The following is a 25,744-nucleotide window of genomic DNA, read 5'->3' on the forward strand; positions in this document are numbered from 1 at the left end:
CTCAGCCGCGCACGAGCCCCACGACGTGCGCGGCGGCGTCGCCCACGGCGACCTCCTCGCGCTCGCCGCTCGCCCGGTCGCGGATCTCCACGGTGCCGTCGGCCAGGCCGCGACCGACGGTGACGATGGTCGGCACGCCGATCAGCTCGGCGTCCTTGAACTTCACGCCGGGCGAGACCTTGCCGGCCCGGTCGTCGTACAGCACGTCGACGCCCTGGGCCGACAGCTCCTCGGCGAGGGAGGAGGCCGCCGCGAAGATCGCTTCCTCCTTGCCGGCGGCGACGATGTGCACGTCGACGGGAGCGACGTCACGGGGCCAGGACAACCCGATCTCGTCGAGGGTGCCCTCGGCGATCGCGGCGACGGCCCGCGAGGGCCCGATGCCGTAGGAGCCCATCGTGACGGTGACGAGCTTGCCGTTCTCGTCGAGGACCTTGAGGCCGAGCGCCTCGGCGTAGCTGCGACCGAGCTGGAAGATGTGGCCCATCTCGATGCCGCGCGCGGACTCGAGCGTCCCGGTGTCGCAGTTGGGGCAGGCGTCGCCGTCGCGGACGTCGGCGGCCTCGATGGTCCCGTCGGGCGTGAAGTCGCGACCGACGACCATGTCGATCACGTGGGACCCGGGCACGTTGGCCCCGGTGACCCACCGGGTGCCCTCGACGATGCGCGGGTCGACGAGGAACCGGATGCCGGAGGTCGACTCCTCCCCCAGCGCGCCGGGGCCGATGTAGCCCTTGACCAGCGCCGGGTGCTTCGCGAGCTCGGCCTCGTCCATGGGCTCGACCTCGATGGGCTCGAGCTGCCCCTCGAGCCGCTTCTGGTCGACCTCGCGGTCGCCGGGCACGCCGATGGCGAGCGGCTCCCGGGTGCCGTCGGGGTGCTTGAGGACGACGAGCACGTTCTTCAGCGTGTCGCCGGCGACCCAGGGCCGGTCCTCGCGCGGGAAGGCGGCGTTGAGGTGCGCCACCAGTGACTCGATCGTGGGCGTGTCGGGCGTCTCCTCCGCGTGCGCGGCGGGCGCGTCGTCGTACGCCACGGGGGCGGGCGCACGCACCGTGACCGCCTCGACGTTGGCCGCGTAGTCGCAGTTGCTGCAGCGGACGTAGGTGTCCTCGCCGACGGCGGCCTTGGCCAGGAACTCCTCCGACTTCGAGCCACCCATCGCCCCGGCCATGGCCTTGACGATCGCGTAGTCGAACCCGAGCTTGTCGAAGATCCGGATGTAGGCGTCACGGTGCTTCTGGTACGACGCGTCGAGCCCGGCGTCGTCGATGTCGAAGGAGTAGGAGTCCTTCATCACGAACTCGCGCCCGCGCAGGATGCCGGCGCGGGGACGTGACTCGTCGCGGTACTTGTTCTGGATCTGGTAGATCGAGAGCGGCAGGTCCTTGTAGGAGGAGTAGAGGTCCTTCACGACGAGCGTGAACATCTCCTCGTGCGTGGGACCGAGCAGGTAGTCGGCTCCCTTGCGGTCCTTGATCCGGAAGATGTTGTCGCCGTAGTCGGTCCAGCGGTGGGTCGCCTCGTAGGGCTCCTTGGGCAGCAGCGCGGGGAACATCAGCTCCTGCGCCCCGATCGCGTCCATCTCGTCGCGGATGATGTTCTCGACCTTGCGCAGCACGCGCAGGCCGAGGGGAAGCCAGGTGTAGATGCCCGGCGCGTTGCGGCGGATGTAGCCGGCGCGGACGAGCAGCCGGTGGCTCGGCACCTCCGCGTCGTTGGGGTCGTCACGCAGCGTGCGCACGAACAGGGTCGACATCCGCAGGATCATGGGGCACAGGATAGGTGCGGCTCTTCGCCGTCGGCGAAGCGGTTTCGGCCGACCACCGCGAGACGGCAACCATGCGGTCGTCATCGGCGTCTGAGACAGTGGCATCACACCGGACCCCCCCATCAGGTCCTCACCGGATCCATCGGCACATCTTCGGGAGCCCACATGACCTCCGCACTCCGTCGCGCAGCGCTCGCGGCCACCACGGCCGCCCTCGTCGGTACGGCGCTGATGGCGCCCGCGCGAGCCGCGGCACCGGTCGACCTGCAGCCCGAGGACCTGTCCCGCGGCGCCGACGTCGCGGTGGCCCACATCGACGCCGGCGACTTCGTGCTGGGCGACCGCAGGGTCGACGTCGGCGGCAGCCGTGCCTACGTCCTGGGCAGGGCCGGCAAGGCCTGGCTGGTGGGCACCAGCGACGCCAACGGCGGTGGCAGGTTCCGGATCGTGCGCGTGCAGGCCGACGACACCACCAAGGTCATCAAGCGCGGGATCTCGTTCTTCGAGCTCAAGCTCTCCGACAACGGTCGCTACTTCGTGCACGTGGGTCGGGGCACCCGGAAGTCGGTCCCGATCCGGGTCTTCTCCTCGCGCACCGGCAAGCTCAAGACCGAGCAGTCGTTCGCCAACTTCCCCTCCGTGATGGGGATGGGCGGCTCGCGGGTCGTCCTGTCGACCTGGACCACGGGCGACACGGGCACGAAGTCCTGGGACACCACGACCGGTGAGGTCACCACGCTGACGCGGCGCCCCGCCAACCTCGTCGACATCGGCAACGACCTGCTCGCCAGCTACACCAAGGACCCCTACCAGGGCGGCTGCATGGTCCTCAGCACGCTGTCCGACCCGACCAAGCGGCTGTGGAAGTCCTGCAGCGACCGGGTCGAGGCCTTCTCCCCCGACGGTCGGCGGATGGCCACCATCGGCATCCTCTCCGACGGCATCGGCCCGAGCGTGGTCCAGGAGCGCGAGATCGACGGCTCGACGCTCGCGACCTACTCGACCGGCTGGTTCGGCCGGGTCCAGTTCGAGGACGACGCCGACCTGCTGCTCGAGGTCAACGGCGACACCCAGGCCGCGACGGTGCGCTGCAACGAGGGCGCGTGCGAGAACGCGACCGACCCCGTCGCCGTACAGCAGCCGCGGACCACGCTCGGCCAGCCCGCGCGACGCTTCGGCTCCGCGGTGCCGGGAGCGACCCGCTAGAACATCAGCGTCGACAGGCGGGCAGTCTCGGTGAAGCCGACCCGGCTGTAGGCCGCCCGTGCCGCAACGTTCCACTCGTTGACGTAGAGCGACACGGTGGGGGCGATGTGCTCGCGCACGTGCGCGACCACCGCGGCCATCCCGCCCACCGACAGCCCCTCGCCGCGGCGGTCGGGGTGGACGTAGACACCCTGCACCTGGGCGGCGTACGGCGTGGAGCAGGCGACCTCCGCCTTGAAGATCACCCGACCGGACTCGTCGAAGCGGGCGAACGACCACCCGCGCGAGATGAGCTGGCGCACGCGCGCCTGGTAGAGGTCCTTGCCGCCGGAGGTCTCCGGCGAGACCCCGACCTCCTCGGTGTACATGTCGACACACGCGGGGTAGAGCGCGATCAGGTCGGCCGGCGTGGTGGGGCGGACCTCCGGGTCGGGCGCCACCAGCGGGTCACCGTCGATCTGGAGGTGGGGTTGGCGCCAGCGGGCCTCGCGCGGCTCGCTCCAGCGACCACTGACCGTCTCCCACAGCGCCTCGACCGCGTCGTGCGGGCCGACGATGGTGGCGGTGGAGCGCACCCGGGCGAGCGCGCGCTCGGCGAAGGTCGCCACGTCCTCCCGGGTGCACTGCACCGGCACCAGGTTGGCGCCCATGTGGCAGCCGGCGACCAGCTCGTCGCCCTCGAACCGGCCCCAGATCTCGCCGCCGAGCCAGCGGGGGTCCATGTTGGTGACCCGCGCGCGGTAGGCGGCGAAGACGTTGACCACGGGGTCGGCGGCGGTGAGGTCCAAGAACGCGTCCCGGTCGTCGGGCCCGAGCAGGCGCACGTCGTCGCGGGTGGTCAACACGTCGGGAGCCTAGCCCCCTGCCCGGTGATCCTCGCTAGGGTTCGCGGGTGAGCCGGCCCGCGAGTGTCCCCGCCGCGGGCGCGCTGGACGGCTACCGCTCGCTGGTCGAGTCCCAGACCGGCCCCGACGAGTGGTTCGACGCCGCACGCTCGGTCCGGCCGGACCAGGACCTGGTGACGACGGCGGTGGAGTCGCTGGGGCTCGGTGGCCTGCTCGCCGCGCGCGCCGAGGCCCGGCGACTCGTCGAGGACGACGGCATCCGCTACGGGCTGGCCGATGCCGTCGACGACGTGCCGGGCGATCGCGGTCGCAGCTGGGTGATCGACCCGTTGCCGGTGGTCATCGGCAGCCTCGAGTGGGCCCGGCTCGAGGCCGGCCTGCGCCAGCGTGCGCAGCTGCTCCAGCTCCTCCACGACGACGTGTACGGCGAGCGACGACTCGTCTCTGAGCGCGTGCTGCCCGCCGAGCTGGTCCTGGGGCACAGCGGCTTCGTCCGCGCCGTCGACGGGATCGAGCACCAGCGGCTGGTGCTCGGAGCGACCGACCTCGCTCGGGGCGCCGACGGCGCCTGGACCGTGATCGCCGACAAGACGTCCGCGCCGTCCGGGGCCGGCTACGCGATGGCCAACCGTCGGGTCACCAGCCGGGTGCTCTCCTCGGTGCACCGCGGCGCCTCGCTCGAGCGGCTGCGTGGCTTCTTCCACACGATGGCCAACGCCCTGGGGGACGTGGCGGACGCGGGCGTCGACACCCCACGCGTCGTCGTGCTCTCACCCGGCACGGGCACCGAGACCGCGTTCGACCAGGCCTTCCTGGCCACCCTGCTCGGCTTCCCGCTCGTGGAGGGCGACGACCTCAACGTCCGCGACGGCCGCGTGTGGATCCGCAGCACCGGTCGCCGTGAGCCGGTCGACGTCGTCCTCCGCCGGGTCGACGCCGAGTTCTGCGACCCGCTCGAGCTGCGCTCCGACTCGCAGCTCGGCCTGCCCGGGCTCGTGGAGTCGGCCCGCCGCGGCGGCGTCTCGCTCGCCAACCCGCTGGGGGCCGGCGTGCTGGAGAACGCCGGGCTCGTCCCCTACCTGCCCGCCATCGCCCGGCGCCTGCTCGGCGAGGAGCTCGACCTGCCGTCCGCGCCCACCTGGTGGTGCGGTGACGCGTCGAGCCGCTCGCACGTCCTGACCAACCTCGACTCGCTCGTGGTCAAGCCGATCGCGCGCGGACTCGTCGTGGCCGCGCGCTTCGGCTGGGAGCTGAGCGCCGCCCAGCGCGACGACCTGCGTCGCGAGATCGAGGAACGGCCATGGGCCTGGGTGGGCCAGGAGCCGATCCCGATGTCGACCGCACCGGTGGTCACGCCGTCCGGCCTCGCGCCGGGCCGGTTCGTGCTGCGCGCCTTCGGCGTCACCGACGAGGAGCGCCACCACGTCATGCCGGGCGGCCTCGGCCGCGTCAACACCGACCCGTCATCGATGCTCGTCTCGAGCGCCAGCGGCGCGCTGGCCAAGGACGTCTGGGTGCTGGCCGACGACCCGTCGGGCGTGCGCGGATGGTCTGCCCCGAGCCCGGACCGGGCTCGGACGCTGGTCCGGCTCCAGCGGCGTACGGCCGTGGCGCCCCGCGTCGCGGACAACCTGTTCTGGGTCGGCCGGTACGCCGAGCGGGCCGAGGGCACGGCCCGTCTGCTGCGCGTCGCCGACGACCTCGCCGCCGACCACGCGCAGCGCCCCGGCACCCCGGGTGCGGCGACCATGGAGGTCATGGTGCAGGCCGCGGCGGCCCTCACCGGGGTCGCGCCCCGGGCCGACCAGGGACCGGTGGACCACCTGCGGGCAATGGTCGGCACGCCCCACCTCCTCGGCACCGTCGCGCACGCCTGCCACCGTCTCGTGGTGGCCGCCGAGAGCGTCCGCGACCAGCTGTCCCAGGACATCTGGCACATCCTGTCGCGCCTCGACCGCACCCTCGCGACCCCGGCTCCGGCGGACTCGCAGCTGCGACCCCAGCTCGACACCGTGCTCGAGTCGCTGCTCGCCGTCGCCGGCGTCGTGCACGAGAGCATGGTCCGCGACCAGACGTGGGGCTTCCTCGACGGTGGCATCAGGATCGAGCGCGCGCAGCACACGGTGTCGCTGCTCCGAGCCACCCTGGCCCTGGAGCGGCCGCCGATCATCGACGGGCAGGTGACCGAGTCGGTGCTCGAGGCGTGCGAGAGCATCCTCACCCACCGGCGGCGGACGGCCTCGGGCGAGGGACCGGCCTGGCCGGTCCAGTCGGCCACGTCGCTCCTGCTGGCCGACACCGGCAACCCGCGCTCGGTGGCGTTCCAGGTCGACCGGCTGGCGGACGCGATGCGGTTGACCGGCGACGACCTGCTGGTGACGGCGACCGCGACCCTCGCCGCCTCGCTCGCCGGCCTCGACCTCGTCGAGCTCTGCTCGGGTGACCGCTCGGCGCTGCTGTCCACGCTCACCAACGTCGACGAGAGCCTGCGAGCGATCTCGAGCGAGCTCAGCGCGCGCCACTTCGGGCGCAAGCCGAGGCGACGCGTGCTCCTGGGCGATTGGTCGGGAGGGGTCCGCGCATGAGTCGGCAGGGACCGGACGACTTCACCCCGCGCCGCTACGAGGTGCGCCACCGCACGACCTACACCTACGACGACGACGTGACGACCTGCTACGAGCGCGGGTTCCTCCGACCGCGGGAGACACCGACCCAACGGGTGGTCAGCAACGACGTCCGGATCACCCCGGAGCCCGACCTGCTGGACGAGCACACCGACCACTTCGGCAACCACAGCTTCTACGTCGAGGTGCGCACGCCCCACCAGGTGCTCGAGGTGACCAAGTCCAGCGTCGTCCACGTCGCCTGGCCCGAGGTGGACCTGGCGGGGCTCAACCGGTGGACGGTCGAGTCGGCCGCCGAGGCGATCCGGGACACCGGCGACCCGGTCACCCGCGCGACGTACCTCCTGCCCTCGCCGTTGGTCGAGGTGGACGAGGCGGTCAAGGCGTACGCCGCCTCGGTGCTGGCCCCGGAGGCACCCCTGGGTGACGCGATCGTCGCGCTGACGCACGCGATCTTCACCGACTTCGCCTACCGCTCCGGCGTCACGAACGTCCGGACGACCCTCCAGGACCTGCTCGAGCTGCGGCAAGGGGTGTGCCAGGACTTCACCCACCTCGCCCTCGGCTGCCTGCGCGCCGCCGGGCTGCCGGGTCGCTACGTCAGCGGCTACCTCGAGACCTCTCCCCCGCCCGGCCAGCAGAGGCTCGAGGGATCGGACGCCTCGCACGCCTGGGCCTCCGTGCTGACCCCCGGCGGCGACTGGGTGGACCTCGACCCGACCAACGACCACCTCGCCGACTCGCGCTACGTCGTGACGGCCTGGGGACGCGACTTCCGCGACGTGTCGCCGCTCAAGGGAGTCATCTACACCGAGTCGACCACGTCGTCGCTCGACGTCGGGGTGGACGTCACCCGGCTCGCCGAGCTCTGACGCACGTGACGAGGCCCTGAGAGGCGGTCGGGCTCAGGCCAGGGCAGCGCGGACGGCCGCGATGTGCGCCGGGGTGGAGCCGCAGCAACCGCCCACGAGGTCGATGCCGATCGCGGCGAGCCGCTCGGCGTGGGCCGCGAGGTCGGCCGGCGTGGCGTCGTACTCGAAGTGGTCCCCCACCACCTGCGGGAGGCCGGCGTTCGACTGGGCGACCAGCAGCACGTCGCCGGTGCGCGCCTGCACCATCTCGGCGGCGATGAGCTCCATCTCCTCCGGCCCTCGACCGCAGTTGGCGCCCACGGCATCGACGCCGCCCGCGCTCAGGTGTGCGACGGCATCGGCCGGGCGGACGCCCATCATGGTGCGCACGTTGGTGTCGAAGCTCATCGTCACGACGATGGGGAGGTCGGGGGCGACCGCACGGGCGGCGGCGATCGCCGCGTCTGCCTCGCCGAGGTCGCTCAGCGTCTCGACCAGCACCAGGTCGATCCCGCCCTCGACGAGGGCCTCGACCTGCTCGGCGAACAGAGCCTGGGCGTCGTCGGGCGTCATGGTGCCGAGGGGCGCCAGCAGCTCGCCGGTCGGTCCCAGGTCGCCGGCGACGAGCAGCCCGTGCTCGTCGGCCACCGAGCGCGCGATCCGGGCCGCGTTGCGGTTCACCTCGGCCAGGCGGCCGCCGAGACCGTGCATGTCCAGGCGGGGTCGGGTGCCGCCGAAGGTGTTGGTGGTGAGGACCCGCGCCCCGGCCTCCGCGTAGGCGGCGTGCGCCGCCCGGACCGCGTCGGGGTTCTCGAGGTTCCAGAGCTCACCCGGGTCACCGTCCGCCAGGCCGCTGTCCTGGAGCAGCGTCCCCATGCCCCCGTCGAGCAGCACCGGTCGGTCGGTCCCCAGCAGCGCCGCCAGCCGGTTCACCGGCCGAGCCCGTCGAGGAAGCCGGCGATCCGCTCGGCCGGCCACGCCGCGTCGAGCTCGGCGACGGTGCGGTCGAGGACCTCGGCGGGAGTGCCCTCGGCCGTGGTCCACGCGGACCGCTCCCAGCCGGCGAGGTAGTCGTCGGCTCCGGTGTCGCCGAGCCGCATCGCGGCCTCGTCGATCGCCTCCTGGAAGCGTGGTGCGAGCTGGGCCTTCACGCTCTCGTCGCCGGCTCGGGCGGCCACCATCGATGGCAGCTCGCGCCATGCCGTGATCTGGAACTCCGTCATGCCCCGCACCCTAGGTCCGACCACGTGTCCGGGGACGGCCGTCCCGGCGGGTGAACTGCTGCGGGCGTGACGGCTAGCGGAGCTGGGTGAGGGCGAGGCCGTCGTCGGCGGGCAGGCCCGGCTCGACCACGGCCTCGACCTGCATCGAGACCAGGTCGGCGAACCCGCCGTTGACGGTGAGGAAGGCCGTGTCGGCGGCGTCGCGGCCGGTGGCGATCCGCAGGAGCGAGCCACGTGGCGCGAGGCCGGTGGCGTCGACGACGTACCACTGCCCGTCGATCGCGACCTCGGTGACCGCGTGGAAGTCCATCGGCTGCAGGCCCGGCGCGTAGACACTGACGAGGCGTGCGGGCACGCCGAGGGCGCGCAGGAAGGCGATCACCAGCTGCGAGGTGTCGCGGCAGATGCCCCGGCGGCGCAGGTAGGTCTCGAGCGCACCGTCCACCGGACCGCTGCTGCCGGGTGCGTAGGTGATGTGGGTCAGCACCCACGACACGGCCTCCTGGACGAGCTCGGCGCCCTCGAGGTGGCCGAAGTGCGAGTGCGCGACGGGCGAGAGCCGGTCGGAGTCGCAGTAGCGGCTGGGGCGCGTGAACTCGATCGACTCCAGCTCGGTCAGCGGAGCCGGCCCGTCGCCCAGGGGCACGACGGCGTCGTACTGCATGACCAGCGAGCCCACGGGCGCGCTCGCGACCCGGTGCAGCCGGGTCTGGCCGGCGGCGAGGATCTCGGTCCGGTCGAGCAGCGCGCCGTCGACGGTGATGCTCAGGGTTTCGCTGGTCGGCGGCTGGTCGGCGGCGACCGCGACCGAGAAGACCAGGTCGGCCGGAGCGGTGACCTGGAGGCGGAGGGTGCTGCTGACGGTGCGGACGAGGTCGGGGCTCATCAGCTGACGGTGACCGACGCCTCGGCCCCATCGACCGGCTCCATGCCCTCGGCGATGCGCATCGCCTCCTCGATCAGCGTCTCGACGATCTGCGACTCGGGCACGGTCTTGACGACCTCGCCCTTGACGAAGATCTGGCCCTTGCCGTTGCCCGAGGCGACGCCGAGGTCGGCCTCGCGGGCCTCGCCGGGACCGTTGACGACACACCCCATGACGGCGACGCGTAGCGGGACCTCCAGCCCGTCGAGGCCGGCGGTCACCTCCTCGGCCAGCTTGTAGACGTCGACCTGGGCGCGACCGCACGAGGGGCAGGAGACGATCTCGAGTCGGCGCGGCTTGAGGTTGAGCGACTCCAGGATCTGGAGGCCGACCTTGACCTCCTCGACCGGGGGCGCGGAGAGCGAGACGCGGATGGTGTCGCCGATGCCCTGGCTGAGCAGGTGGCCGAACGCCACGCTGGACTTGATGGTGCCCTGGAAGGCCGGGCCGGCCTCGGTGACGCCGAGGTGCAGCGGCCAGTCGCCCGCGGCGGCGAGCAGCTCGTAGGCGCGCACCATGACGACGGGGTCGTTGTGCTTGACCGAGATCTTGAAGTCGTGGAAGTCGTGCTCCTCGAACAGGCTCGCCTCCCACACGGCCGACTCGACGAGCGCCTCGGGCGTCGCCTTGCCGTACTTGTCGAGGATCCGCTTGTCGAGCGACCCAGCGTTGACGCCGATCCGGATGCTCGTGCCGCGGTCCTTGGCGGCCTTGGCGATCTCCTTGACCTGGTCGTCGAACTTGCGGATGTTGCCGGGGTTGACGCGGACGGCGGCGCAACCGGCGTCGATGGCCGCGAAGACGTACTTCGGCTGGAAGTGGATGTCGGCGATCACCGGGATCTGCGAGTGCTGCGCGATCTCGGGCAGCGCGTCGGCGTCGTCCTGGCTCGGGCAGGCCACGCGGACGATGTCGCAGCCGGTGGCGGTGAGCTCGGCGATCTGCTGGAGGGTGGCGTTGACGTCGGAGGTCAGCGTCGTGGTCATCGACTGCACCGAGATCGGGCTGTCGCTGCCGACCCCGACCGAGCCGACCTTGATCTGGCGGGTCTGCCGACGAGGGGCGAGCACGGGCGGGGGAAGAGCGGGCATGCCGAGGCCGACGGACGTCATGGCGCCAGTCTAGGAGGCGACGGTTGCGCAACCGCAGTCGCGGGCGTCAGCTCGTCAGGTGCAGGGGGACGACGATGTCCCCGACGATCAGGACGACACCCATCAGCAGCATGGCCAGTCCCATGACGTAGGCGATCGGCAGCAGCTTGGCGACGTCGACGTAACCCGGGTCGGGCAGGCCCCGCAGGCGTGCCCAGGCGCGGCGCAGTCCCTCGTAGAGCGCGCCCGCGATGTGCCCGCCGTCGAGCGGCAGCAGCGGGATGAAGTTGAAGAGGCCGACGAACAGGTTGAACCCGGCGATGAGCATCACCAGGGAGATGACCTTGTCCTTCATCGGGAACTCGTCGTGGGAGGCGACCTCGCCGGCCAGCCGGCCGCCGCCGACCACGCTCACCGGGCCGTTGGGGTCGCGCTCCTCGAGGCCGACGATCGCCTTGCCGACGCCGTAGACCTTCACCGGGAGCTGGGCCAACGAGGACACCACGTCGACGGTCATCGAGCCCATCTGCTGGGCGGTGTAGACGGGTCCGCCGGTCTCGTAGACCGGGGTGAGCTCCGGCAGCACGCCCAGGAACCCGACCGGGGTGAGCTCCTCGGAGTCGGCGTCGATCGGGCGCGGCTGGACGGAGGTGGTGGTCTCGAGGGTGAGCTGCTCGCCGTCGCGCTCGACGACGATGGTGGCGGCGCCGCCGGCGTTGGCGCGGATCGCCTTCTGCATCTGCTCCCAGGTCGACACCGCCGCGCCGTTGAAGGACACGAAGCGGTCGCCGGGCTGGAGCCCGGCGGCGGCCGCCGGGGTCGGGTTGTCCTTCAGCTCCTCGGCGCTGCAGACCCGGCCGTCCTCGTCGGCGGGGACGATGCAGGGCACGACCTCGGCCACGACGGGCTCGGCCTTCGCATCGACGACCTGGCCGACGGTGGCGAAGACTCCCCAGAACAGCAGGAAGGCGATGGCGATGTTCACCATCGGGCCGCCGGCCATGACGATGACCTTCTGCCACCACGGGCGCTTGTAGAACAGCCGGTCACGGTCCTCGGGGCCGATGTGCTCCCACTCGGCCGCCCGGGCGTCGCTGATCAGCTGGGTGAACATGCCGGTGTTGGACTGGCGCACGCGCAGCTCGGCGTCGGGGTCGCCCGTCTGCTCGCCCTTGCCGGGAGGCAGCATGCCGACGATCTTGACGTAGCCGCCGAGCGGGATCGCCTTGACGCCGTACTCCGTCTCGCCGACCTTCCTGCTCCACACGGTCGGCCCGAAGCCGACGAACCACTGCGTGACCTTGCCGCCGAACTTCTTGGCCGGGATCAGGTGGCCGAACTCGTGCAGGCCGATCGAGGCCATGATGGTCACCGCGAAGATGACGACACCGAGCGTGTAGTAGAGCGCGGTCACAGGGTCTCTCCGATGGTGTGTGCAGCCTCCTCACGCGCCCAGGTGTCGGCCGCGAGGACGTCGTCGATCGTCAGTTGCTCGTTCAAGGGTACGTCGTGGCGCTCAACCACGGCGGCGACCGTGGGAACGATGTCGACGAACGGGAGCCGGCCCGCCATGAACGCGTCGACGCACACCTCGTTGGCCGCGTTGTAGACCGCCGGGGCGGTGGCGCCGAGCTCGCCCGCCCGCCGCGCGAGCGACACCGCCGGGAAGGCGTCGTCGTCGAGGGGGAAGAACTCCCACGTCTCGGCCCTCGTCCAGTCGACCGCCGGCGCCGCGTCGGGCACCCGGTCGGGCCACGCCAGGCCGAGCGCGATCGGGATCATCATCGTGGGCGGGCTCGCCTGCACCAGCGTCGAGCCGTCGGTGAACTCCACCATCGAGTGCACCACGCTCGTCGGGTGCACCACGACCTCGATCCGGTCGAACGGCAGGTCGAAGAGCAGGTGCGCCTCGATCACCTCGAGGCCCTTGTTGACCAGGGTCGCGGAGTTGATGGTGATGACCGGGCCCATCGACCACGTCGGGTGCTGGAGCGCCTGCTCGAGGGTCACCTCGCCGAGCTCCTCGCGGCTGCGACCGCGGAACGGTCCGCCGCTGGCGGTCAGCACCAGCCGGCGTACCTCCTGCGGCGTGCCGCCGCGCAGGCACTGCGCCACCGCTGAGTGCTCGGAGTCGACGGGCACGATCTGGCCCGGCTTCGCCCGCGCCGTGACCAGCGGACCGCCCATGATCAGCGACTCCTTGTTGGCCAGCGCCAGCGTGGTGCCGGCATCGAGGGCGGCCAGCGTCGGGCGCAGCCCGACCGCGCCGGTGATGCCGTTGAGCACCACGTCGCACTCGAGTCCGGCCGCCTCGGTCGAGGCGTCCTCGCCGAGACCGCTGAACGCCGGGGCGAACTCGGCGACCTGCGCGTCGAACAGCTCCTCGTTGGACCCTCCGGCGGTGAGCGCGACGACCCGGAAGCGGTCGGGGTTGGCCCGGACCAGGTCGAGGGCCTGCGTGCCGATGGATCCGGTCGAGCCGAGGACGGCGATGTCGCGCCTCACGCGCGCACCCACTGGGTGAGGCCGCCGATGTCGACCGGGGTGCTGCCGTCGGGACCGGCGGCAGCCCCCTCGAGCGCGTCGAGCACCGAGACCGAGCGGTCACCGAGGTCGGCCAGCACGTTGTCCGGTGCCACGTCCGCGCAGCCGGCGGGGTCCGTCCGGCCGGCCCGCATGACGACCTCCCAGGACAGCTCGCCGGAGTCGTCGAGGGTGATCACCGGGGTGTCGCCCGGGTCGGCCACCGGTGCTCCGGGGAGCACGGCGACGCGGACGCCGTCGGCCGCGGCGTCGCCGTGGACCGTGGTCGCGCCGAGGCGCGCGGTCGCCAGGGCGGCGATCACTCCGTGCGATCCCGGCACCGGCCCGAGCAGCACCCGGTCATCGACGCCGACGCCGAAGGCCCGCAGGACCCCTGCGAACGCGCCGACCTCCGCCAGCAGCTCGGCGTAGGTCCACCCGCGGTCGTCGAGGACGACCGCGACGTCGTCGGCCCGGCCGCGAATCACGTGGCGGTCGAGCGCGTTGTAGCAGGCGTTGAGCGTGCCTCGATCTGCCTCGTCGCGGGTGCCGGGCTTGCGGAACCAGTCGATCGAGGCGCCCGTGCGGGTGCTCATGCCAGGCCGTTGTCCGCCGTCTTGGCGGGCTTGGTGGGGGTGCGGAGCCAGGCGGTGAAGAAGCCCGTCAGGTCCTGTCCGCTGACCTGCGCGGCCAGGGCCTCGAACTCCTCGGAGGTCCCGTTGCCGCCGCCCTTGGTGTCCAGCCAGGTGCGGACCAGCAGCCAGAACTTCTCCTCGCCGATGCGCTGCCGCAGGGCCTGGAGCGTCATGCCGCCGCGGTCGTAGATCGCGTCGTCGAACACGTTGGCGGCGCCGGGGTCGGAGACCTCGAGCTCCCAGAAGTCGTCGCCGGCCGGATGTCCGTCGTAGGTGGACATCAGGGCCTCGCTGGCCGGGGGGCCGCCGTGCTGCTCGGCGAAGCGCCACTCCATGAACGTCGCGGCGCCCTCGTTGAGCCAGATGTCGCGCCAGCGGGCGATGGCGACGTCGTCGCCGAACCACTGGTGGGCGAGCTCGTGCACGATCAGGCTCTCGGCCTGGCCGCCGACGGCGGGGTAGGTGGGCCGGGTCTGGTTCTCGAGCGCGAAGTAGACCGGCAGGCCGGTCGTCAGGCCGCCGGTGACGGAGAACGGGTAGGGGCCGAGGTCGGCGGAGAGGGCCTTGACGACGTCAGGCGTGCGGCTGAGCAGCTTGAGGGAGGACTTCTGCTCCGCGGCCGGGAGCTGTTGCGAGACCGCGTTGACCCACGGCAGCCCGTGGGCGGTGCCCTTCTGGATGGTGAAGTCGCCGGCGGCGAAGAAGGCGAGGTAGGACGCCATCGGCTCGTCGGCCCGCCAGCGCCAGGTCGTGCCCTTCCTCGTCCGCTTCTTGCTCACCAGCTTGCCGTTGGAGATCACCTCGCGGCCCTGGGCGACGGTGGTGGCGACGTCGAAGCGCGCCTTGTCGATCGGGTGGTCGTTGGCCGGGAACCACCACGGCGCCATGTGCGGCTGGTTCATCGCGACGGCCTCGTGGTCGTTGGCCAGCCAGTTCTCCTCGCCGGCGTAGTGCTTGGTGCCCGGGTGGCCGGCGTAGGTCACGACCACCTTGTGCCTGGACCCGGCGGCCAGGTCGGTCCTCGGGGTGATGGTCAGCTCGTGCTTCGACTGCCTGACCTTGGCGGCAACGCCGTCGACCGTGGCCTTCGAGACCTTCAGCAGGAAGTCGAGGTTGAAGCTCGACAGGTCCTCGGTGGCCGTGAACCTCACCTGCGTGGTGCCGCGCAGGGCCTGGTCGCGGATGTCGTAGCTGTTCCTGATCCGGTACGACGCCACGTCGATGCCGCCGTTGCCGTCGAGCGGCCAGTAGGGGTCGCCGATCCCCGTGGCACCGCTCGTGGCGGTGCCGGAGTCGTCCACCGCTGCGGCGTACGCGCCGGAGACGAGCAGCGGGAGGGACACAGCCACAGCCAGGGAACGGGCCAGATTTCGAGTCATCACGTCCAGAAACCTACTCGCCGCGCGGATAATCGGTTGCCCACCCGACGCCCGCCCCGCGACGATGGTCGCGAGCACGCAGTCAGCGCGCCACCGATGAGAGGAGTCGTGACATGTCCATCACTGTCCCCGGCCTGTCCGCAGACCGTCACTCTCATCCCTGGAGCACCCTTGACCTCGCACACCCCGGGCTCGGCTGACGAGCTCGACCCCAGCTTCACCTTCGACTTCCACGTCTACGACGAGGGCCTCGCCGACAACCAGCGCTGGTCCACCTGGCTCGACGTCGAGCCGCTCATGCGCGGGCCCGAGCCCCGTCCCGACTGGGTGGTGACCTCGCAGGGCGCCATCGACACCGAGCTCGGCATCCTCAAGACCGGCAAGGAGGCCGATGTCTTCCTCGTCGAGCGCGCGGACCCGCTCGACCCCGACGGCGGGGTGGTGATGGCGGCCAAGCGCTACCGCGACACCGATCACCGCACCTTCCACCGCGCCGCGTCCTACACCGAGGGCCGCTCGATGAAGCGCTCGCGCGACGAGCGCGCCCTCAAGCGCAAGTCCACCTGGGGCCGGCTCGTCGCCGCCGGCGAGTGGGCCGTGTCCGAGTGGGGCGCCCTCAAGCGCTTCCACGAGCTCGGGCTGCCCGTCCCCTATCCGGTGCAGATCGAGGGCACCGAGATCCTGATGGAGTGGATCACGCACTCCGTCGACGGGGAGGTCAACACGGCGCCGCGGCTGGCGCAGACCCGTCCCGCCCGGGACCTGCTGGAGCACTACTACGAGCAGCTCCGCGACGCGCTGGCCACGATGGTGCAGGCGGGGATCGTGCACGGCGACCTCTCGCCGTACAACACGCTCGCCGCAGGCGATCGCCTCGTGATCATCGACCTCCCGCAGATCGTGGACCTCGTCGGCAACGTGCAGGGCATGGACTTCCTGCTGCGCGACTGCGCCAACATGTGCACGTGGTTCCGGGCCCGCGGGCTCGAGGTCGACGAGCAGGAGCTCTTCGGGGAGCTGATGGCGCACGCGTTCTGACCGGCCGCGATCTAGGGTGCGCGTGTGAAGCGCACCCGCGGACGCGTCGTCGACGTCACCACGCTGGCCGACCTCGACCGCCGGCTCGCGCGGGGAGCACGATCCCTCGCGGGCTGGCGGTTGACGGGCCTCGACCTGCGCTCGCGTGGCGCGGAGCTCGAGTCGGTCTCCGTGGCGCAGTCGCTGTTCCTGGGGTGCGACCTGTCGCCCGAGGACGAGGAGTCCGTACGCCGCCGCGGCGCCGTCGTCCTGCCGCGGGTGCCCGACGTGCCGCTCGACACCTACCGCACCAGCCTCTACTCACCCCGCGAGCTCTACGACACCCCGCGATACGCGGACTCGCTGGACGCCCGCGCCTACGCCTGGTCGCGCCAGTCCCCCGACCAGGACGACACGCTCGCCGAGGCGCTGCACGACCACGCCATCGATGGAGCCCTCGGCGCGTGGACCGCCGACCGCTCGATCGTCGGGATCATGGGTGGGCATGCCCTCCAGCGGGGTTCGGACGGCTACGCCTCGGCCGCGCGGCTGGGACGGGCGCTGGCACAGCGACTCACCGTCGCGACGGGTGGTGGGCCGGGCGCGATGGAGGCGGCCAACCTCGGGGCGTTCGTCTCCGGGTCGCCCGAGCCGGTGCTGGACGACGCCCTGGTCTCGCTCGCCGGAGTGCCGTCCTTCACCCCCGACGTCGGCGCCTGGGCGGACGCGGCCTTCGCCGTGATCGACGCCCACTCCCCCGGCGTCGAGTCGCTCGGCATCCCGACCTGGCACTACGGCCACGAGCCGCCCAACCCGTTCGCCACGGCGATCGCGAAGTACGTCCGCAACTCCACCCGCGAGGCCGTGCTGCTCGAGGTCTGCGACGCGGGGATCGTCTTCCTGCCGGGCGCCGGTGGCACCGTGCAGGAGATCTTCCAGGACGCCTGCGAGAACTACTACGCCGACGAGTCGTCGGTGGCGCCGATGGTGCTGGTCGGGGTGGACCACTGGACCACGACGGTGCCCGCGTGGCCGCTGCTGTCCTCGCTGGCCGCGGGCCGGGTGATGGAGCCCTTCGTGCACCTCGTCGACACCGTCGAGGAGGCGGTCAGCCTCCTGGTGACCTGAGTCGGTCTCGGGCCCCTGTCACGCCCAGGCGACGACGCCCTCACCGCCGTCCCACCGGGCGACGAGCGCGGGCCCGTCCGTCTCGGTCGGGACCACCTCGCCGGCGAGGTGCACGACCAGGAGCTCCGGCGCGTCGGCCGGGTCGGTCACGCTCAGCTCGACCGAGGGAGGCCGGGTGCTCACCAGCGTCTCCCTGTCCCAGATCTCGAGGGGCGCCTGCTCCTGCTCGCCCGCGAGGGCGCGCTGGAAGGCCGCCAGCGCGACCGGGTCGCCGGCGCCGTCGTAGACCCAGCGGGTGCCGAGGACGGAGTGCTCCATCGTGGTGACCAGGTGGTCGGCCGCGGTGTCGAGCGGGGCGGCGCGGTAGGTCAGGACGGCCTGGTGGACCGGACCGCCGCGGGTGACGAGCAGTGCCTCGACCCCGACCGCACCGTCCGGGTCGTCGAAGCGGTAGCTCGCCACCTGGGTGAGCTCGCCGTCGCCCGGCACGTCGCTGCCCAGCCGATCCTCGAGCAGCTCGAGCTTCGTCGGGGTGATCGTGGCCTGGTGGATGATCGCCATGGACCGAGACTAGTCACCCCGCCGCGCGCTGCCGCCTGGCCCGCGTGAGGCGCCCGCCGCAGACCTCGCGGTAGTGCTCCACGAGGCGGTCGTTGACGGCCTGCCACGAACGGCCCTGGACGCTGCGCTGCGCCGTGGCCGCCATCCGGGCGCGGAGCCGCGGGTCGTCGACCAGCCGGGCGACGTACGCCGCGAGCTCCGTGCCGTTGCCGGGCTGGTAGAGGAACCCGGCACCCTCGTCGACGACGTCGACCGGGCCGCCGGCGCGCGGGGCGACGACCGGCACGCCGCTCGCGAGCGCCTCCTGGGCGGCCTGGCAGTAGGTCTCGTGCCGTCCGGTGTGGACGAAGACGTCGAGGGTGGCGTACACCCGGCTCAGCTCCTCGCCGTGCAGCACGCCGAGGAACGCGGCGCCGGGCAGCAGCGCGCGCAGCCGCTCCTCCTCCGGGCCCCCACCGACGACCACCAGCCGCACGCCGGCAAGCCGGTCCATGTGCGCGAGCAGCTCGAGCTCCTTCTCCGGCGCCAGCCGTCCGACGTAGCCGACCAGCACCTCGCCGTACGGCGCCAGCTGCTCGTGGAGGCGATGGTCGCGGTAGCCCGGGTCGAACATGTCGAGGTCGACGCCGCGCGGCCAGCGGGCCAGGCCGGGGACCTGCATCTCCTCGAGCTGCCGCACCGACGCGGTGGACGGGGCCAGCGTGCGGTCGACGGCGAGGTGGATCGTCCGGGTCAGCCGGGACATGGCGGCGGTGCCGCCGGCGATGCCGTAGCGCCCGGCGAACCCGACGAGGTCGGTCTGGTAGATCGCGACCGTCGGGATGCCGAGCTCGCGTGCGGCCCTGGCGGCCTGGTAGCCGAGGGTGGCCGGCGAGGCGATGTGGACCACGTCGGGCTGGAAGCGCAGCATCACCGAGCGAAGCCGGCGGCGCGTCTCGAGCCCGATGCGGAAGTCCTTGTAGAACGGCAGGCTGGCGCCGCGGGCGATCGTGACGGGGAACCCGGCGTAGGACGCAGGCCCGGTCGGGGCGACGACCTCGGCGACGTGGCCCTCGGCGGCGAGGTGCTCGAGGACGCGGCGCACCGAGTTGGTGACGCCGTTGACCTGCGGGAGGAACGACTCCGTCACCACCAGCACGCGCAGCCGGTCGGGGTCGGCCCGGCGCGACTGGAGCGGGACCAGGTTGGACCGGGAGAAGGTCGTGTTGAGGACGGCTGACTGGCGATCACGACGACTCAGGGTGGCCATGGCGCCACCGTGGCGAGCCGGTCACAACGGCACGGGTGGTGCGGGCAGACGACACGTGAACACGCGTCGACGGGTGCCCGCGGGGCTACTCCGCGGCGGCGAGCTGCCCGCAGGCCGCGTCGATGTCGCTGCCGCGCGTGTCGCGCATCGTGGTGGCGATGCCGGCGGCGTTGAGGCGGCGGACGAACTCGTCCATGTCCTCCTCGCGCGACCGCGTGAACTGCGACCCGGGGATGTCGTTGAGCGGGATCGGGTTGATGTGCACCCAGCCCATGCCGCGACCGTGGTCGGAGAGCACCTCGGCCAGCCGGTCGGCCCGCCACGCCTGGTCGTTGATGTCGCGCATCATGGCGTACTCGATCGAGACGCGTCGGCCGGTCTTCTGGAAGTACTCGTGGGCCGCCGACACGGTCTCCTCGACGGAGAACCGCGTGTTGATCGGGACCAGCTCGTTGCGCAGCTCGTCGTCGGGGGCATGCAGGCTCAGGGCGAGGGTGACCGGGATGCCCTCGTCGGCCAGCTGCTTGATGCGGGGCACGAGGCCGACGGTCGAGACCGTGACGTGGCGCGCGCTGAGTCCGAGCCCGGCGGGAGCCGGGTCAGTCAGGCGGCGTACGGCGTTGACCGTGGCCTTGTAGTTGGCGAGCGGCTCGCCCATGCCCATGAACACCACGTTGGACAGGCGCCCCGGCCCGCCGGCCACGTCGCCGTTGGCCATCGCCCGGGCGCCCACGACCACCTGGTGCACGATCTCGGCGGTCGACATGTTCCGCTGCAGGCCGCCCTGACCGGTGGCGCAGAAGGGGCAGGCCATGCCGCAGCCGGCCTGGCTGGAGATGCAGATCGTCGCGCGGTCCTTGTAGCGCATCAGCACCGACTCGACGAGCGAGCCGTCGAAGAGCCTCCACAGCGTCTTGACGGTCTTGCCACGGTCGGCGGACTGCTCGCGGATGGGGTTCATCAGGTCGGGCAGCAGGGCGCTGACGAGGTCGTCACGTTGACCGGCCGGGAGGTCGGTCATCTCGGCGGGGTCGTGCACCAGCCGGCCGAAGTAGTGGGTCGAGAGCTGCTTGGCGCGGAACCCCGGGAGCCCCATCTCGACGAGGAGGTCCTTGCGACCGGCCTCGTCGAGGTCGGCAAGGTGGCGCGGTGGCTTCTTGCGGCCGCGGGGCTCGTTGAAGACGAGGGGCAGGGTGGTGATCGGTTGGTCAGGCATCTCCCGACGATTCTCCCACCCGGTGTGAGGAATCGGCGATTCAGCCGTCGATCTGCACCATGAAGTAGAGGACCAGCGACGCGACCCCGAGCACCACCAGCGCCGTGAGCACCATCCCGATGACCATGAAGATGCCGAAGCGGCGGGTCTTGCGCTTGGCCAGCAGGAAGATCGGCAGCGCCAGGGCGATCAGCACGAGCGGGAACAGCGTCTCGGCCGTCTCGTAGGAGAACAGCCAACGCAGCAGGGCCGCGAAGCCGCCCGGCAGGGCGGTCACGAAGAGCATGCCGGCGAAGAAGCCGGTGATCGCCGCGAACGTCGGGTGGCTGCGGTGCCACCAGTTGCGCGTCTCGTCGACCGGCTGGTCGACCTCGGTCGTCATGTGGGGCGCGCTCATGGGTCCATCGTAGGCGCGAGAGGCAGCGTGATCAGGTCGGGCATGCCGAGGGACCTCCACCTCTCGAGGTCGGGTGCGTGGCCGCCCAGCTCGGCCGCCAGCAGCGTCCAGGCGGTGCCGTGACCCACCAGGACGACATCGACGTCCGGGTGGACGTCCAGGATGCGGCCTACGGCGGGGACGACCCGCGCCCGCGTGTCGGCCAGCGGCTCCCAGCCCGGTGCGGCGGGCTCGTCGGGGCGCGCGAAGGCGGCCTCGACCCGCTCGGCGAAGTCGTCGAGCCACCCGGCGGCACGCTCGTGCTCACGCAGGTCGTCGACGATCCCGACGTCGCCCTCGGTGAGCAGCTGCGCCGTCTGCTGGGCCTTCGGCTCCGGCGAGCAGAACCACGCTGCGCGACCGGGCAGCCGCTCGCGCAGGGCCCAGACGTCGTCGAAGCCGGCGGGGTCGAGCTCCCAGTCGGCCGCGGGCCGGTCGGGCTCGACCAGCGGGCGGCCGTGGCGGACCAGGTGCAGCGTCATCGCTGGCGCCCCGTCCAGCCCGCCAGTCCCAGTCCGGCGAGGAGCGCGCCGAGCGTCCCGAGTGCCTCGTCCCCGAGGGTGTCCTGGTAGGCCCCGTCCAGCTCGGTGCCGCGGCGGATGAAGGTCCACCACTCCCCCAGCTCCCAGCCGATGGCGAGCAGCGACCCCAGACCCGTCACCAGCAGCACCTGCAGCCACGCCGGGCGCAGGTGCGGCACCAGCAGCAGCCCGAGACCGCCGCACAGCAGTCCCCAGCTGATGAAGTGCATCAGGTCGTCCCACCAGACCACCGCGTCGAAGAGGTCGAGGGTGTTGCCGGTGACGTCGAGCAGGAACGGCGACCACACCAGCGCGACGGCGCCCCACGGCGGCGCGTCGCCGCGGTGTCGCCACGCCCAGAGGAGGGGCGGCACCGCCATCAGGACCGGATAGGCGAGGAGGCGGTAGCCGAAGCCCTTGCCGTCGTACTGCTGCAGCCCGCTGAACGCGCCGACGGCCAGCTGCACGACGGTGAGGGCGGCGACGGCGAGCGCGAACCAGCGCCTCACGACAGGAACTCCGTCGCCCCGCGCAGCCGGGTGGTCAGCACCCGCGACGCGACGGTCGAGTCGAGGCGTACGTCGACGGGGCCGGCCACCTTCGCCGCGGCACGGGTCGTGGCCCGCAGCGCGCCGGGGTCCAACCCGTCGCGGCGCGCGATCAACCGGCCGAGCGCGAACCGGCTCATCGGGTCCGCACCGGCGACGTGGATCACGCCCTGGCGATCGGAGCCGGCGAGCTCGACGAGGGCGTCAGCGAGGTCCTCGACGTGCACCGGGCACCGGCGCTCGTCCTCGAAGAGCGCGCCGCTGCCCGTGGCCACGAGCTGGTGCACGAGCCGCTCGTGCTGCGAGTCGCCGTCGCCGAGGATCAGCGACGTGCGGGCGACCACCACGTCGGGGCACACGGCGAGGGCAGTGGTCTCGGCGGCGGCCTTCGCAGCGCCGTACGCCGTGATCGGGTCGGGCGGGGCGGACTCGTCGTAGCGACCGTCGGCGCCCGAGAAGACGACGTCGCTGGAGACCAGGACGAGGCGCGCCCCGTGGCGGGCTGCGGAGGTCGCGACGTGGGCGGCGCCGGTCGCGGTCACCGCCCAGTCGGCCTGCACGTAGGCCGTGTGGACGATCGCGTCCGGTCGGTGCCGGGCGACCAGCCCCTCGACGGCGGCGGCGTCGCGGAGGTCGGCGTCGAGCGACCCGACGGCGACCACGTCCAGGCCCGCGTCGAGGGCCCGGCGGACGACGTGGCGGCCGAGGTAGCCGGTCCTGCCGCCGGTGACGAGGAGGCGCACCGGGCCTACTGGAAGACGAGGTAGTGGAGCAGCAGCCAGATCGGGGCGGCCGTGGCGAGGAGCGAGTCGAGCCGGTCCATCAGGCCGCCGTGGCCGGGGACGACCTGGCTCATGTCCTTGATGCCGAGGTCGCGCTTGATGACCGACTCGCAGAGGTCGCCGAGGGTCGCCATCAGGGCGGTGACGAGGCCGAGGACGACCCCCACCCACCAGTCGCCGCCGAGGAAGGCCGTCACCAGCCAGACGCCGACACCGATGCAGGCGAGCACCGAGCCCGCGAAGCCCTCCCACGACTTCTTCGGCGAGATGACCGGCGCCATCGGGTGCTTGCCGAACAGCACGCCGGCGACGTAGCCGCCGGTGTCGGAGGCGACCGTGATGGCGATGAAGGTGATGACGGCGCGGATGCCGTCGTCGTCGAGGTCGAACCCGAGGGCGGGATCGGTGCCACCCTCGGCGAGGAGCAGCGCGACGAACGAGCCGAGGAAGGGCACGTAGACGAGGGTGAAGACGGCGGCGGTGGCGTTCTTGACGTAACCGTCGACGCCCCGGCGCAGCAGCCACAACATGATGACCAGGGCAGTCACCGCGGTGGCGGTGACGAGCGCGGGCGCACCCCAGAAGTAGGCGACGACCACCATCACGACCCCGCCGAGCATCAGCGGCTGCTCGGGGATGTCGATGTCCTTGGCCGAGAGCCCCTTGTGCAGCTCCCAGACGGCGACCGCGACGGCGACCGCGACGATCGCCATGAAGGCGGTCTTCCAGAAGAACAGCGAGAGCAGGATCGCCGCGACCAGCACCACCGCCGAGGTGACGGCGGCCGGCAGGTCGCGTCCGGCTCGGCCGTGGTCCTTCTTGGGCGCGAGCGGCGCGTCGGGGGTCGTCATGGTGAGGGGGCTCGGGGTCGCTCAGACCTCGAGCAGCTCGGCTTCCTTGTTCTTCAGCATGTCGTCGATCGCGTCGGTGTGCTTCTTGGTGATCCCGTCGAGCTTCTTCTCCGCGCCGGTGACGTCGTCCTGGCCGACCTCGCCGTCCTTCTCGAGCTTCTCGAGGCCCTGCTTGGCGCTGCGGCGGACGTTGCGCACCGAGACGCGGCCGTCCTCCGCCTTGCCCCGGGCGAGCTTGATGTAGTCCTTGCGACGCTCCTCGGTCAGCTCGGGGAAGACCGCGCGCAGCACCTTGCCGTCGTTGGACGGGTTGACGCCCAGGTCGGAGTCGCGGATCGCCTTCTCGATGCTGGGCATCGCGCTGATGTCGAAGGGGGCGATCAGGATCGTGCGGGCGTCCTGGGCGGTGAAGGACGCGAGCGCCTGCAGCGGGGTCGGCGTGCCGTAGTAGTCGGCCGTGATCTTGCTGAACATGCTCGGGTTGACGCGACCCGCCCGGATCGCCGCGAACTCCTCGCGCGTCGCCTCGACGGACTTGCCCATCTTGTTGTCGGCGTCATTGAGAACTTCGTTGATCACGGGATGCTCCTGGGGTGGTCGTGCTCGGGCGTACGGCGGGTGGTCGGTCGGTAGGCGGTGGGCGGCGCGCGACGATCAGCCGTCGCGGCTCACCAGCGTGCCAATCTTCTCACCCCGGACGATGCGCAGGATCGCGCCCTCGTCCTCGGCGCCGAAGACGACCAGCGGCATGTTGTTCTCCATGCACAGGGCGAAGGCCGTGGCGTCGGCGATCTTGATGCCCTGCTGGAGCGCTTCTGCGAAGGTGAGCGTGTCGTACTTGGTGGCGGTGGGGTCCTTCTTCGGGTCGGCGCTGTAGACGCCGTCGACGCCCTGCTTGGCCATCAGCACGACCTCGCAGCGCGTCTCCAGCGCGCGCTGTGCGGCGACCGTGTCGGTGGAGAAGAACGGCATGCCGGCCCCGGCGCCGAAGATGACGACGCGCCCCTTCTCGAGGTGGCGCATGGCGCGGCGCGGGATGTAGGGCTCGGCGACCTGACCCATCGCGATCGCGGTCTGCACGCGGGTCTCGATGCCCTCCTTCTCCAGGAAGTCCTGGAGCGCCAGGCAGTTCATCACCGTGCCGAGCATGCCCATGTAGTCGGCGCGCGAGCGGTCCATTCCGCGCTGCTGCATCTCGGCGCCGCGGAAGAAGTTGCCGCCGCCCACCACGATGGCGACGCCGACGCCGTCGCGCACCACCGCCGCGATCTCGCGCGCCACCTGCGACACGACGTCGGGGTCGACGCCGACCTTGCCGCCACCGAAGACCTCACCGGAGAGCTTGATCAGGACACGGTTGTAGGCGGTCACTCAGGATCCCTTCGCAGGCTCACTCGTCGGCAGGTCGGTGCACCCGAAACCTACTCGACTCCACCGAGGGGGCGAAATGGCCGCAGGGGCCGTACGCCGAGCGGCGTACGACCCCTGTCGGATCGATCGGTGAGGCAGCGCTCAGGCGCCGACCTCGAAGCGCGCGAAGCGCTTGACGGTGGTGCCGGCCTCGTCGAGGACGGCCTTGACCGTCTTCTTGGCCTCGGAGACCGACTCCTGCTCGAGCAGGACGATCTCCTTGTAGAACCCACCGAGGCGACCCTCCACGATCTTGGCGATCGCCTGCTCGGGCTTGCCCTCCTCGCGGGTCTTCTGCTCGGCGATGGAGCGCTCGCTCTCGACGACGTCCGCGGGGACCTCGTCGCGGGTGAGGTACTGCGCCTTCATCGCGGCGATCTGCATGGCGGCGGCGCGGGCGGCAGCGGCGTCACCGTCGAACTCGACCAGCACGCCCACGGCGGGCGGCAGGTCGGCGGCACGCTTGTGCATGTAGGTGACGGTGTTGCCCTCGAAGTAGGCGACCTCGCCCAGCTCGATCTTCTCGCCGATGGTGATGGCGAGCTCCTCGACGACCTCGCCGACGGTCTTGCCGTCGAGCTCGGCGGCCTTGAGCGCGTCGGTGTCGGTGGCCTTGACCGCGTCGGCGACGTCGGCGATCTGCTGCGCCTTCGCGATGAAGTCCTCGTTCTTGGCGACGAAGTCGGTCTCGCTCTTGAGCTCGACCAGGGCGTTGCCGGAGGTGGCGACGAGGCCGGCGGCGGTCTCGCGCTCGGCACCGCGGGCGGCGGCCTTGGCGGCACCCTTGACGCGGAGCAGCTCGACGGCCTTGTCGAAGTCGCCGTCGCTCTCGGTCAGCGCCTTCTTGCAGTCCATCATCCCGGCCTGCGTCAGCTCACGGAGCTTCTTGACGTCGGCGGCGGTGAAGTCAGCCATGATCCCTCTTCTCTCGGTGCGTGGGTGTCGACCAGCT

General features: G+C 71.8%; 26 protein-coding genes. 5 read left to right on the plus strand and 21 right to left on the minus strand.

The window, feature by feature from the left end:
- Window position 1 precedes the first annotated feature (1 nt).
- Window positions 2-1,771, minus strand: a complete 1,770-nt coding sequence (locus tag C7S10_RS13130; protein WP_108344883.1) for a proline--tRNA ligase — start codon at window positions 1,769-1,771, stop codon at window positions 2-4.
- A gap of 165 nt (window positions 1,772-1,936) precedes the next feature.
- Here C7S10_RS13130 and C7S10_RS13135 point away from each other — a divergent pair, with 165 nt between their 5' ends.
- Window positions 1,937-2,977, plus strand: a complete 1,041-nt coding sequence (locus C7S10_RS13135; protein WP_108344884.1) for a hypothetical protein — start codon at window positions 1,937-1,939, stop codon at window positions 2,975-2,977.
- On the opposite strand, the gene C7S10_RS13140 is transcribed toward C7S10_RS13135, so the two are convergent.
- Window positions 2,974-3,822: a GNAT family N-acetyltransferase gene (locus C7S10_RS13140; RefSeq protein ID WP_207769367.1), complete on the minus strand. Its 849-nt coding sequence runs from the start codon at window positions 3,820-3,822 to the stop codon at window positions 2,974-2,976. The genes C7S10_RS13135 and C7S10_RS13140 overlap by 4 nt on opposite strands.
- 47 nt (window positions 3,823-3,869) lie before the next feature.
- Here C7S10_RS13140 and C7S10_RS13145 point away from each other — a divergent pair, with 47 nt between their 5' ends.
- Together C7S10_RS13145 and C7S10_RS13150 are read left to right on the plus strand one after the other, a co-directional pair.
- A complete protein-coding gene (locus C7S10_RS13145) occupies window positions 3,870-6,407 on the plus strand; it encodes a circularly permuted type 2 ATP-grasp protein (RefSeq protein ID WP_108344885.1) in 2,538 nt (845 codons plus the stop codon).
- Complete coding sequence (locus C7S10_RS13150) at window positions 6,404-7,318, plus strand: transglutaminase family protein (protein ID WP_108344886.1); 915 nt, start codon at window positions 6,404-6,406, stop codon at window positions 7,316-7,318. Before C7S10_RS13145 ends, C7S10_RS13150 begins: the two co-directional genes overlap by 4 nt.
- 33 nt (window positions 7,319-7,351) lie before the next feature.
- Here C7S10_RS13150 and C7S10_RS13155 read toward each other — a convergent pair whose 3' ends face one another.
- From C7S10_RS13155 to C7S10_RS13185, 8 genes are all read right to left on the minus strand, one after another.
- Window positions 7,352-8,230 carry a homocysteine S-methyltransferase family protein gene (locus C7S10_RS13155; protein ID WP_207769368.1) on the minus strand — a complete coding sequence of 293 codons (879 nt, stop codon included), beginning with the start codon at window positions 8,228-8,230 and terminating at the stop codon, window positions 7,352-7,354.
- A complete protein-coding gene (locus C7S10_RS22575; RefSeq protein ID WP_207769369.1) occupies window positions 8,227-8,520 on the minus strand; it encodes a virulence factor in 294 nt (97 codons plus the stop codon). Before C7S10_RS22575 ends, C7S10_RS13155 begins: the two co-directional genes overlap by 4 nt.
- 73 nt (window positions 8,521-8,593) lie before the next feature.
- Window positions 8,594-9,406: a transglutaminase-like domain-containing protein gene (locus C7S10_RS13160; protein ID WP_108344888.1), complete on the minus strand. Its 813-nt coding sequence runs from the start codon at window positions 9,404-9,406 to the stop codon at window positions 8,594-8,596.
- A complete protein-coding gene (gene ispG / locus C7S10_RS13165; RefSeq protein WP_108344889.1) occupies window positions 9,406-10,557 on the minus strand; it encodes a flavodoxin-dependent (E)-4-hydroxy-3-methylbut-2-enyl-diphosphate synthase in 1,152 nt (383 codons plus the stop codon). Before ispG ends, C7S10_RS13160 begins: the two co-directional genes overlap by 1 nt.
- 46 nt (window positions 10,558-10,603) lie before the next feature.
- Window positions 10,604-11,950 carry a M50 family metallopeptidase gene (locus C7S10_RS13170; protein ID WP_108344890.1) on the minus strand — a complete coding sequence of 449 codons (1,347 nt, stop codon included), beginning with the start codon at window positions 11,948-11,950 and terminating at the stop codon, window positions 10,604-10,606.
- Window positions 11,947-13,041 (minus strand): 1-deoxy-D-xylulose-5-phosphate reductoisomerase, encoded by a 1,095-nt coding sequence (dxr, locus tag C7S10_RS13175; RefSeq protein ID WP_243395358.1) that lies wholly within the window; start codon window positions 13,039-13,041, stop codon window positions 11,947-11,949. Before dxr ends, C7S10_RS13170 begins: the two co-directional genes overlap by 4 nt.
- A complete protein-coding gene (locus C7S10_RS22240) occupies window positions 13,038-13,655 on the minus strand; it encodes an AMP-binding protein (RefSeq protein WP_165807143.1) in 618 nt (205 codons plus the stop codon). The genes dxr and C7S10_RS22240 overlap by 4 nt, the downstream gene beginning before the upstream one ends.
- Window positions 13,652-15,037, minus strand: coding sequence for a M1 family metallopeptidase (locus C7S10_RS13185; RefSeq protein WP_165807144.1), 1,386 nt, complete (start codon window positions 15,035-15,037; stop codon window positions 13,652-13,654). Before C7S10_RS13185 ends, C7S10_RS22240 begins: the two co-directional genes overlap by 4 nt.
- Window positions 15,038-15,244: 207 nt before the next feature.
- Here C7S10_RS13185 and C7S10_RS13190 point away from each other — a divergent pair, with 207 nt between their 5' ends.
- Together C7S10_RS13190 and C7S10_RS13195 are read left to right on the plus strand one after the other, a co-directional pair.
- Window positions 15,245-16,111, plus strand: a complete 867-nt coding sequence (locus tag C7S10_RS13190) for a serine protein kinase RIO (RefSeq protein ID WP_243395359.1) — start codon at window positions 15,245-15,247, stop codon at window positions 16,109-16,111.
- A 24-nt stretch (window positions 16,112-16,135) separates the two neighbouring features.
- Window positions 16,136-17,218, plus strand: coding sequence for an LOG family protein (locus C7S10_RS13195; protein WP_108344893.1), 1,083 nt, complete (start codon window positions 16,136-16,138; stop codon window positions 17,216-17,218).
- Between the two features lie 18 nt (window positions 17,219-17,236).
- Here the strand turns inward: C7S10_RS13195 and C7S10_RS13200 are convergent, their stop codons facing one another.
- From C7S10_RS13200 to tsf, 11 genes are all read right to left on the minus strand, one after another.
- On the minus strand, window positions 17,237-17,779 hold the full coding sequence (locus tag C7S10_RS13200; protein ID WP_108344894.1) for a maltokinase N-terminal cap-like domain-containing protein: 543 nt from the start codon (window positions 17,777-17,779) through the stop codon (window positions 17,237-17,239).
- Window positions 17,780-17,792: 13 nt separating this feature from the next.
- Window positions 17,793-19,028, minus strand: coding sequence for a glycosyltransferase family 4 protein (locus tag C7S10_RS13205; protein ID WP_108344895.1), 1,236 nt, complete (start codon window positions 19,026-19,028; stop codon window positions 17,793-17,795).
- A gap of 85 nt (window positions 19,029-19,113) precedes the next feature.
- Window positions 19,114-20,244 (minus strand): dual-specificity RNA methyltransferase RlmN, encoded by a 1,131-nt coding sequence (gene rlmN, locus C7S10_RS13210; protein ID WP_108344896.1) that lies wholly within the window; start codon window positions 20,242-20,244, stop codon window positions 19,114-19,116.
- 40 nt (window positions 20,245-20,284) lie between these two features.
- Entirely contained in the window at window positions 20,285-20,641 is a 357-nt protein-coding gene (locus C7S10_RS13215) for a hypothetical protein (protein ID WP_243395360.1), read from the minus strand.
- On the minus strand, window positions 20,638-21,162 hold the full coding sequence (locus tag C7S10_RS13220) for a histidine phosphatase family protein (RefSeq protein ID WP_108344898.1): 525 nt from the start codon (window positions 21,160-21,162) through the stop codon (window positions 20,638-20,640). Before C7S10_RS13220 ends, C7S10_RS13215 begins: the two co-directional genes overlap by 4 nt.
- Window positions 21,159-21,710, minus strand: coding sequence for a DUF2238 domain-containing protein (locus tag C7S10_RS13225; protein WP_108344899.1), 552 nt, complete (start codon window positions 21,708-21,710; stop codon window positions 21,159-21,161). The genes C7S10_RS13220 and C7S10_RS13225 overlap by 4 nt, the downstream gene beginning before the upstream one ends.
- Entirely contained in the window at window positions 21,707-22,492 is a 786-nt protein-coding gene (locus C7S10_RS13230; protein WP_108344900.1) for an SDR family oxidoreductase, read from the minus strand. Before C7S10_RS13230 ends, C7S10_RS13225 begins: the two co-directional genes overlap by 4 nt.
- Before the next feature lie 5 nt (window positions 22,493-22,497).
- Window positions 22,498-23,382: a phosphatidate cytidylyltransferase gene (locus C7S10_RS13235; protein WP_108344901.1), complete on the minus strand. Its 885-nt coding sequence runs from the start codon at window positions 23,380-23,382 to the stop codon at window positions 22,498-22,500.
- A 21-nt stretch (window positions 23,383-23,403) separates the two neighbouring features.
- Window positions 23,404-23,958 carry a ribosome recycling factor gene (gene frr / locus C7S10_RS13240; protein WP_207769379.1) on the minus strand — a complete coding sequence of 185 codons (555 nt, stop codon included), beginning with the start codon at window positions 23,956-23,958 and terminating at the stop codon, window positions 23,404-23,406.
- A gap of 78 nt (window positions 23,959-24,036) precedes the next feature.
- Window positions 24,037-24,753 carry a UMP kinase gene (pyrH, locus tag C7S10_RS13245; RefSeq protein ID WP_108344903.1) on the minus strand — a complete coding sequence of 239 codons (717 nt, stop codon included), beginning with the start codon at window positions 24,751-24,753 and terminating at the stop codon, window positions 24,037-24,039.
- A gap of 141 nt (window positions 24,754-24,894) precedes the next feature.
- On the minus strand, window positions 24,895-25,707 hold the full coding sequence (tsf, locus tag C7S10_RS13250; RefSeq protein WP_108344904.1) for a translation elongation factor Ts: 813 nt from the start codon (window positions 25,705-25,707) through the stop codon (window positions 24,895-24,897).
- Window positions 25,708-25,744: the final 37 nt, after the last annotated feature.

The organism is Nocardioides currus (assembly GCF_003057875.1).
GTDB classification, from domain to species: domain Bacteria; phylum Actinomycetota; class Actinomycetes; order Propionibacteriales; family Nocardioidaceae; genus Nocardioides; species Nocardioides currus.

Bases quoted from the DNA above. Each gene is read 5' to 3' on its own strand.
- C7S10_RS13150 (WP_108344886.1), top strand. From the start codon at position 6,404: ATGAGTCGGCAGGGACCGGACGACTTCACCCCGCGCCGCTACGAGGTG.
- C7S10_RS13135 (WP_108344884.1), top strand. From the start codon at position 1,937: ATGACCTCCGCACTCCGTCGCGCAGCGCTCGCGGCCACCACGGCCGCC.
- C7S10_RS13205 (WP_108344895.1), bottom strand. From the start codon at position 19,028: ATGGCCACCCTGAGTCGTCGTGATCGCCAGTCAGCCGTCCTCAACACG.
- rlmN (WP_108344896.1), bottom strand. From the start codon at position 20,244: ATGCCTGACCAACCGATCACCACCCTGCCCCTCGTCTTCAACGAGCCC.
- C7S10_RS22240 (WP_165807143.1), bottom strand. From the start codon at position 13,655: ATGAGCACCCGCACGGGCGCCTCGATCGACTGGTTCCGCAAGCCCGGC.
- tsf (WP_108344904.1), bottom strand. From the start codon at position 25,707: ATGGCTGACTTCACCGCCGCCGACGTCAAGAAGCTCCGTGAGCTGACG.
- C7S10_RS13235 (WP_108344901.1), bottom strand. From the start codon at position 23,382: ATGACGACCCCCGACGCGCCGCTCGCGCCCAAGAAGGACCACGGCCGA.
- ispG (WP_108344889.1), bottom strand. From the start codon at position 10,557: ATGACGTCCGTCGGCCTCGGCATGCCCGCTCTTCCCCCGCCCGTGCTC.
- C7S10_RS13160 (WP_108344888.1), bottom strand. From the start codon at position 9,406: ATGAGCCCCGACCTCGTCCGCACCGTCAGCAGCACCCTCCGCCTCCAG.
- C7S10_RS13220 (WP_108344898.1), bottom strand. From the start codon at position 21,162: ATGACGCTGCACCTGGTCCGCCACGGCCGCCCGCTGGTCGAGCCCGAC.
- C7S10_RS13200 (WP_108344894.1), bottom strand. From the start codon at position 17,779: ATGGCGATCATCCACCAGGCCACGATCACCCCGACGAAGCTCGAGCTG.
- C7S10_RS22575 (WP_207769369.1), bottom strand. From the start codon at position 8,520: ATGACGGAGTTCCAGATCACGGCATGGCGCGAGCTGCCATCGATGGTG.
- C7S10_RS13215 (WP_243395360.1), bottom strand. From the start codon at position 20,641: ATGAGCGCGCCCCACATGACGACCGAGGTCGACCAGCCGGTCGACGAG.
- C7S10_RS13130 (WP_108344883.1), bottom strand. From the start codon at position 1,771: ATGATCCTGCGGATGTCGACCCTGTTCGTGCGCACGCTGCGTGACGAC.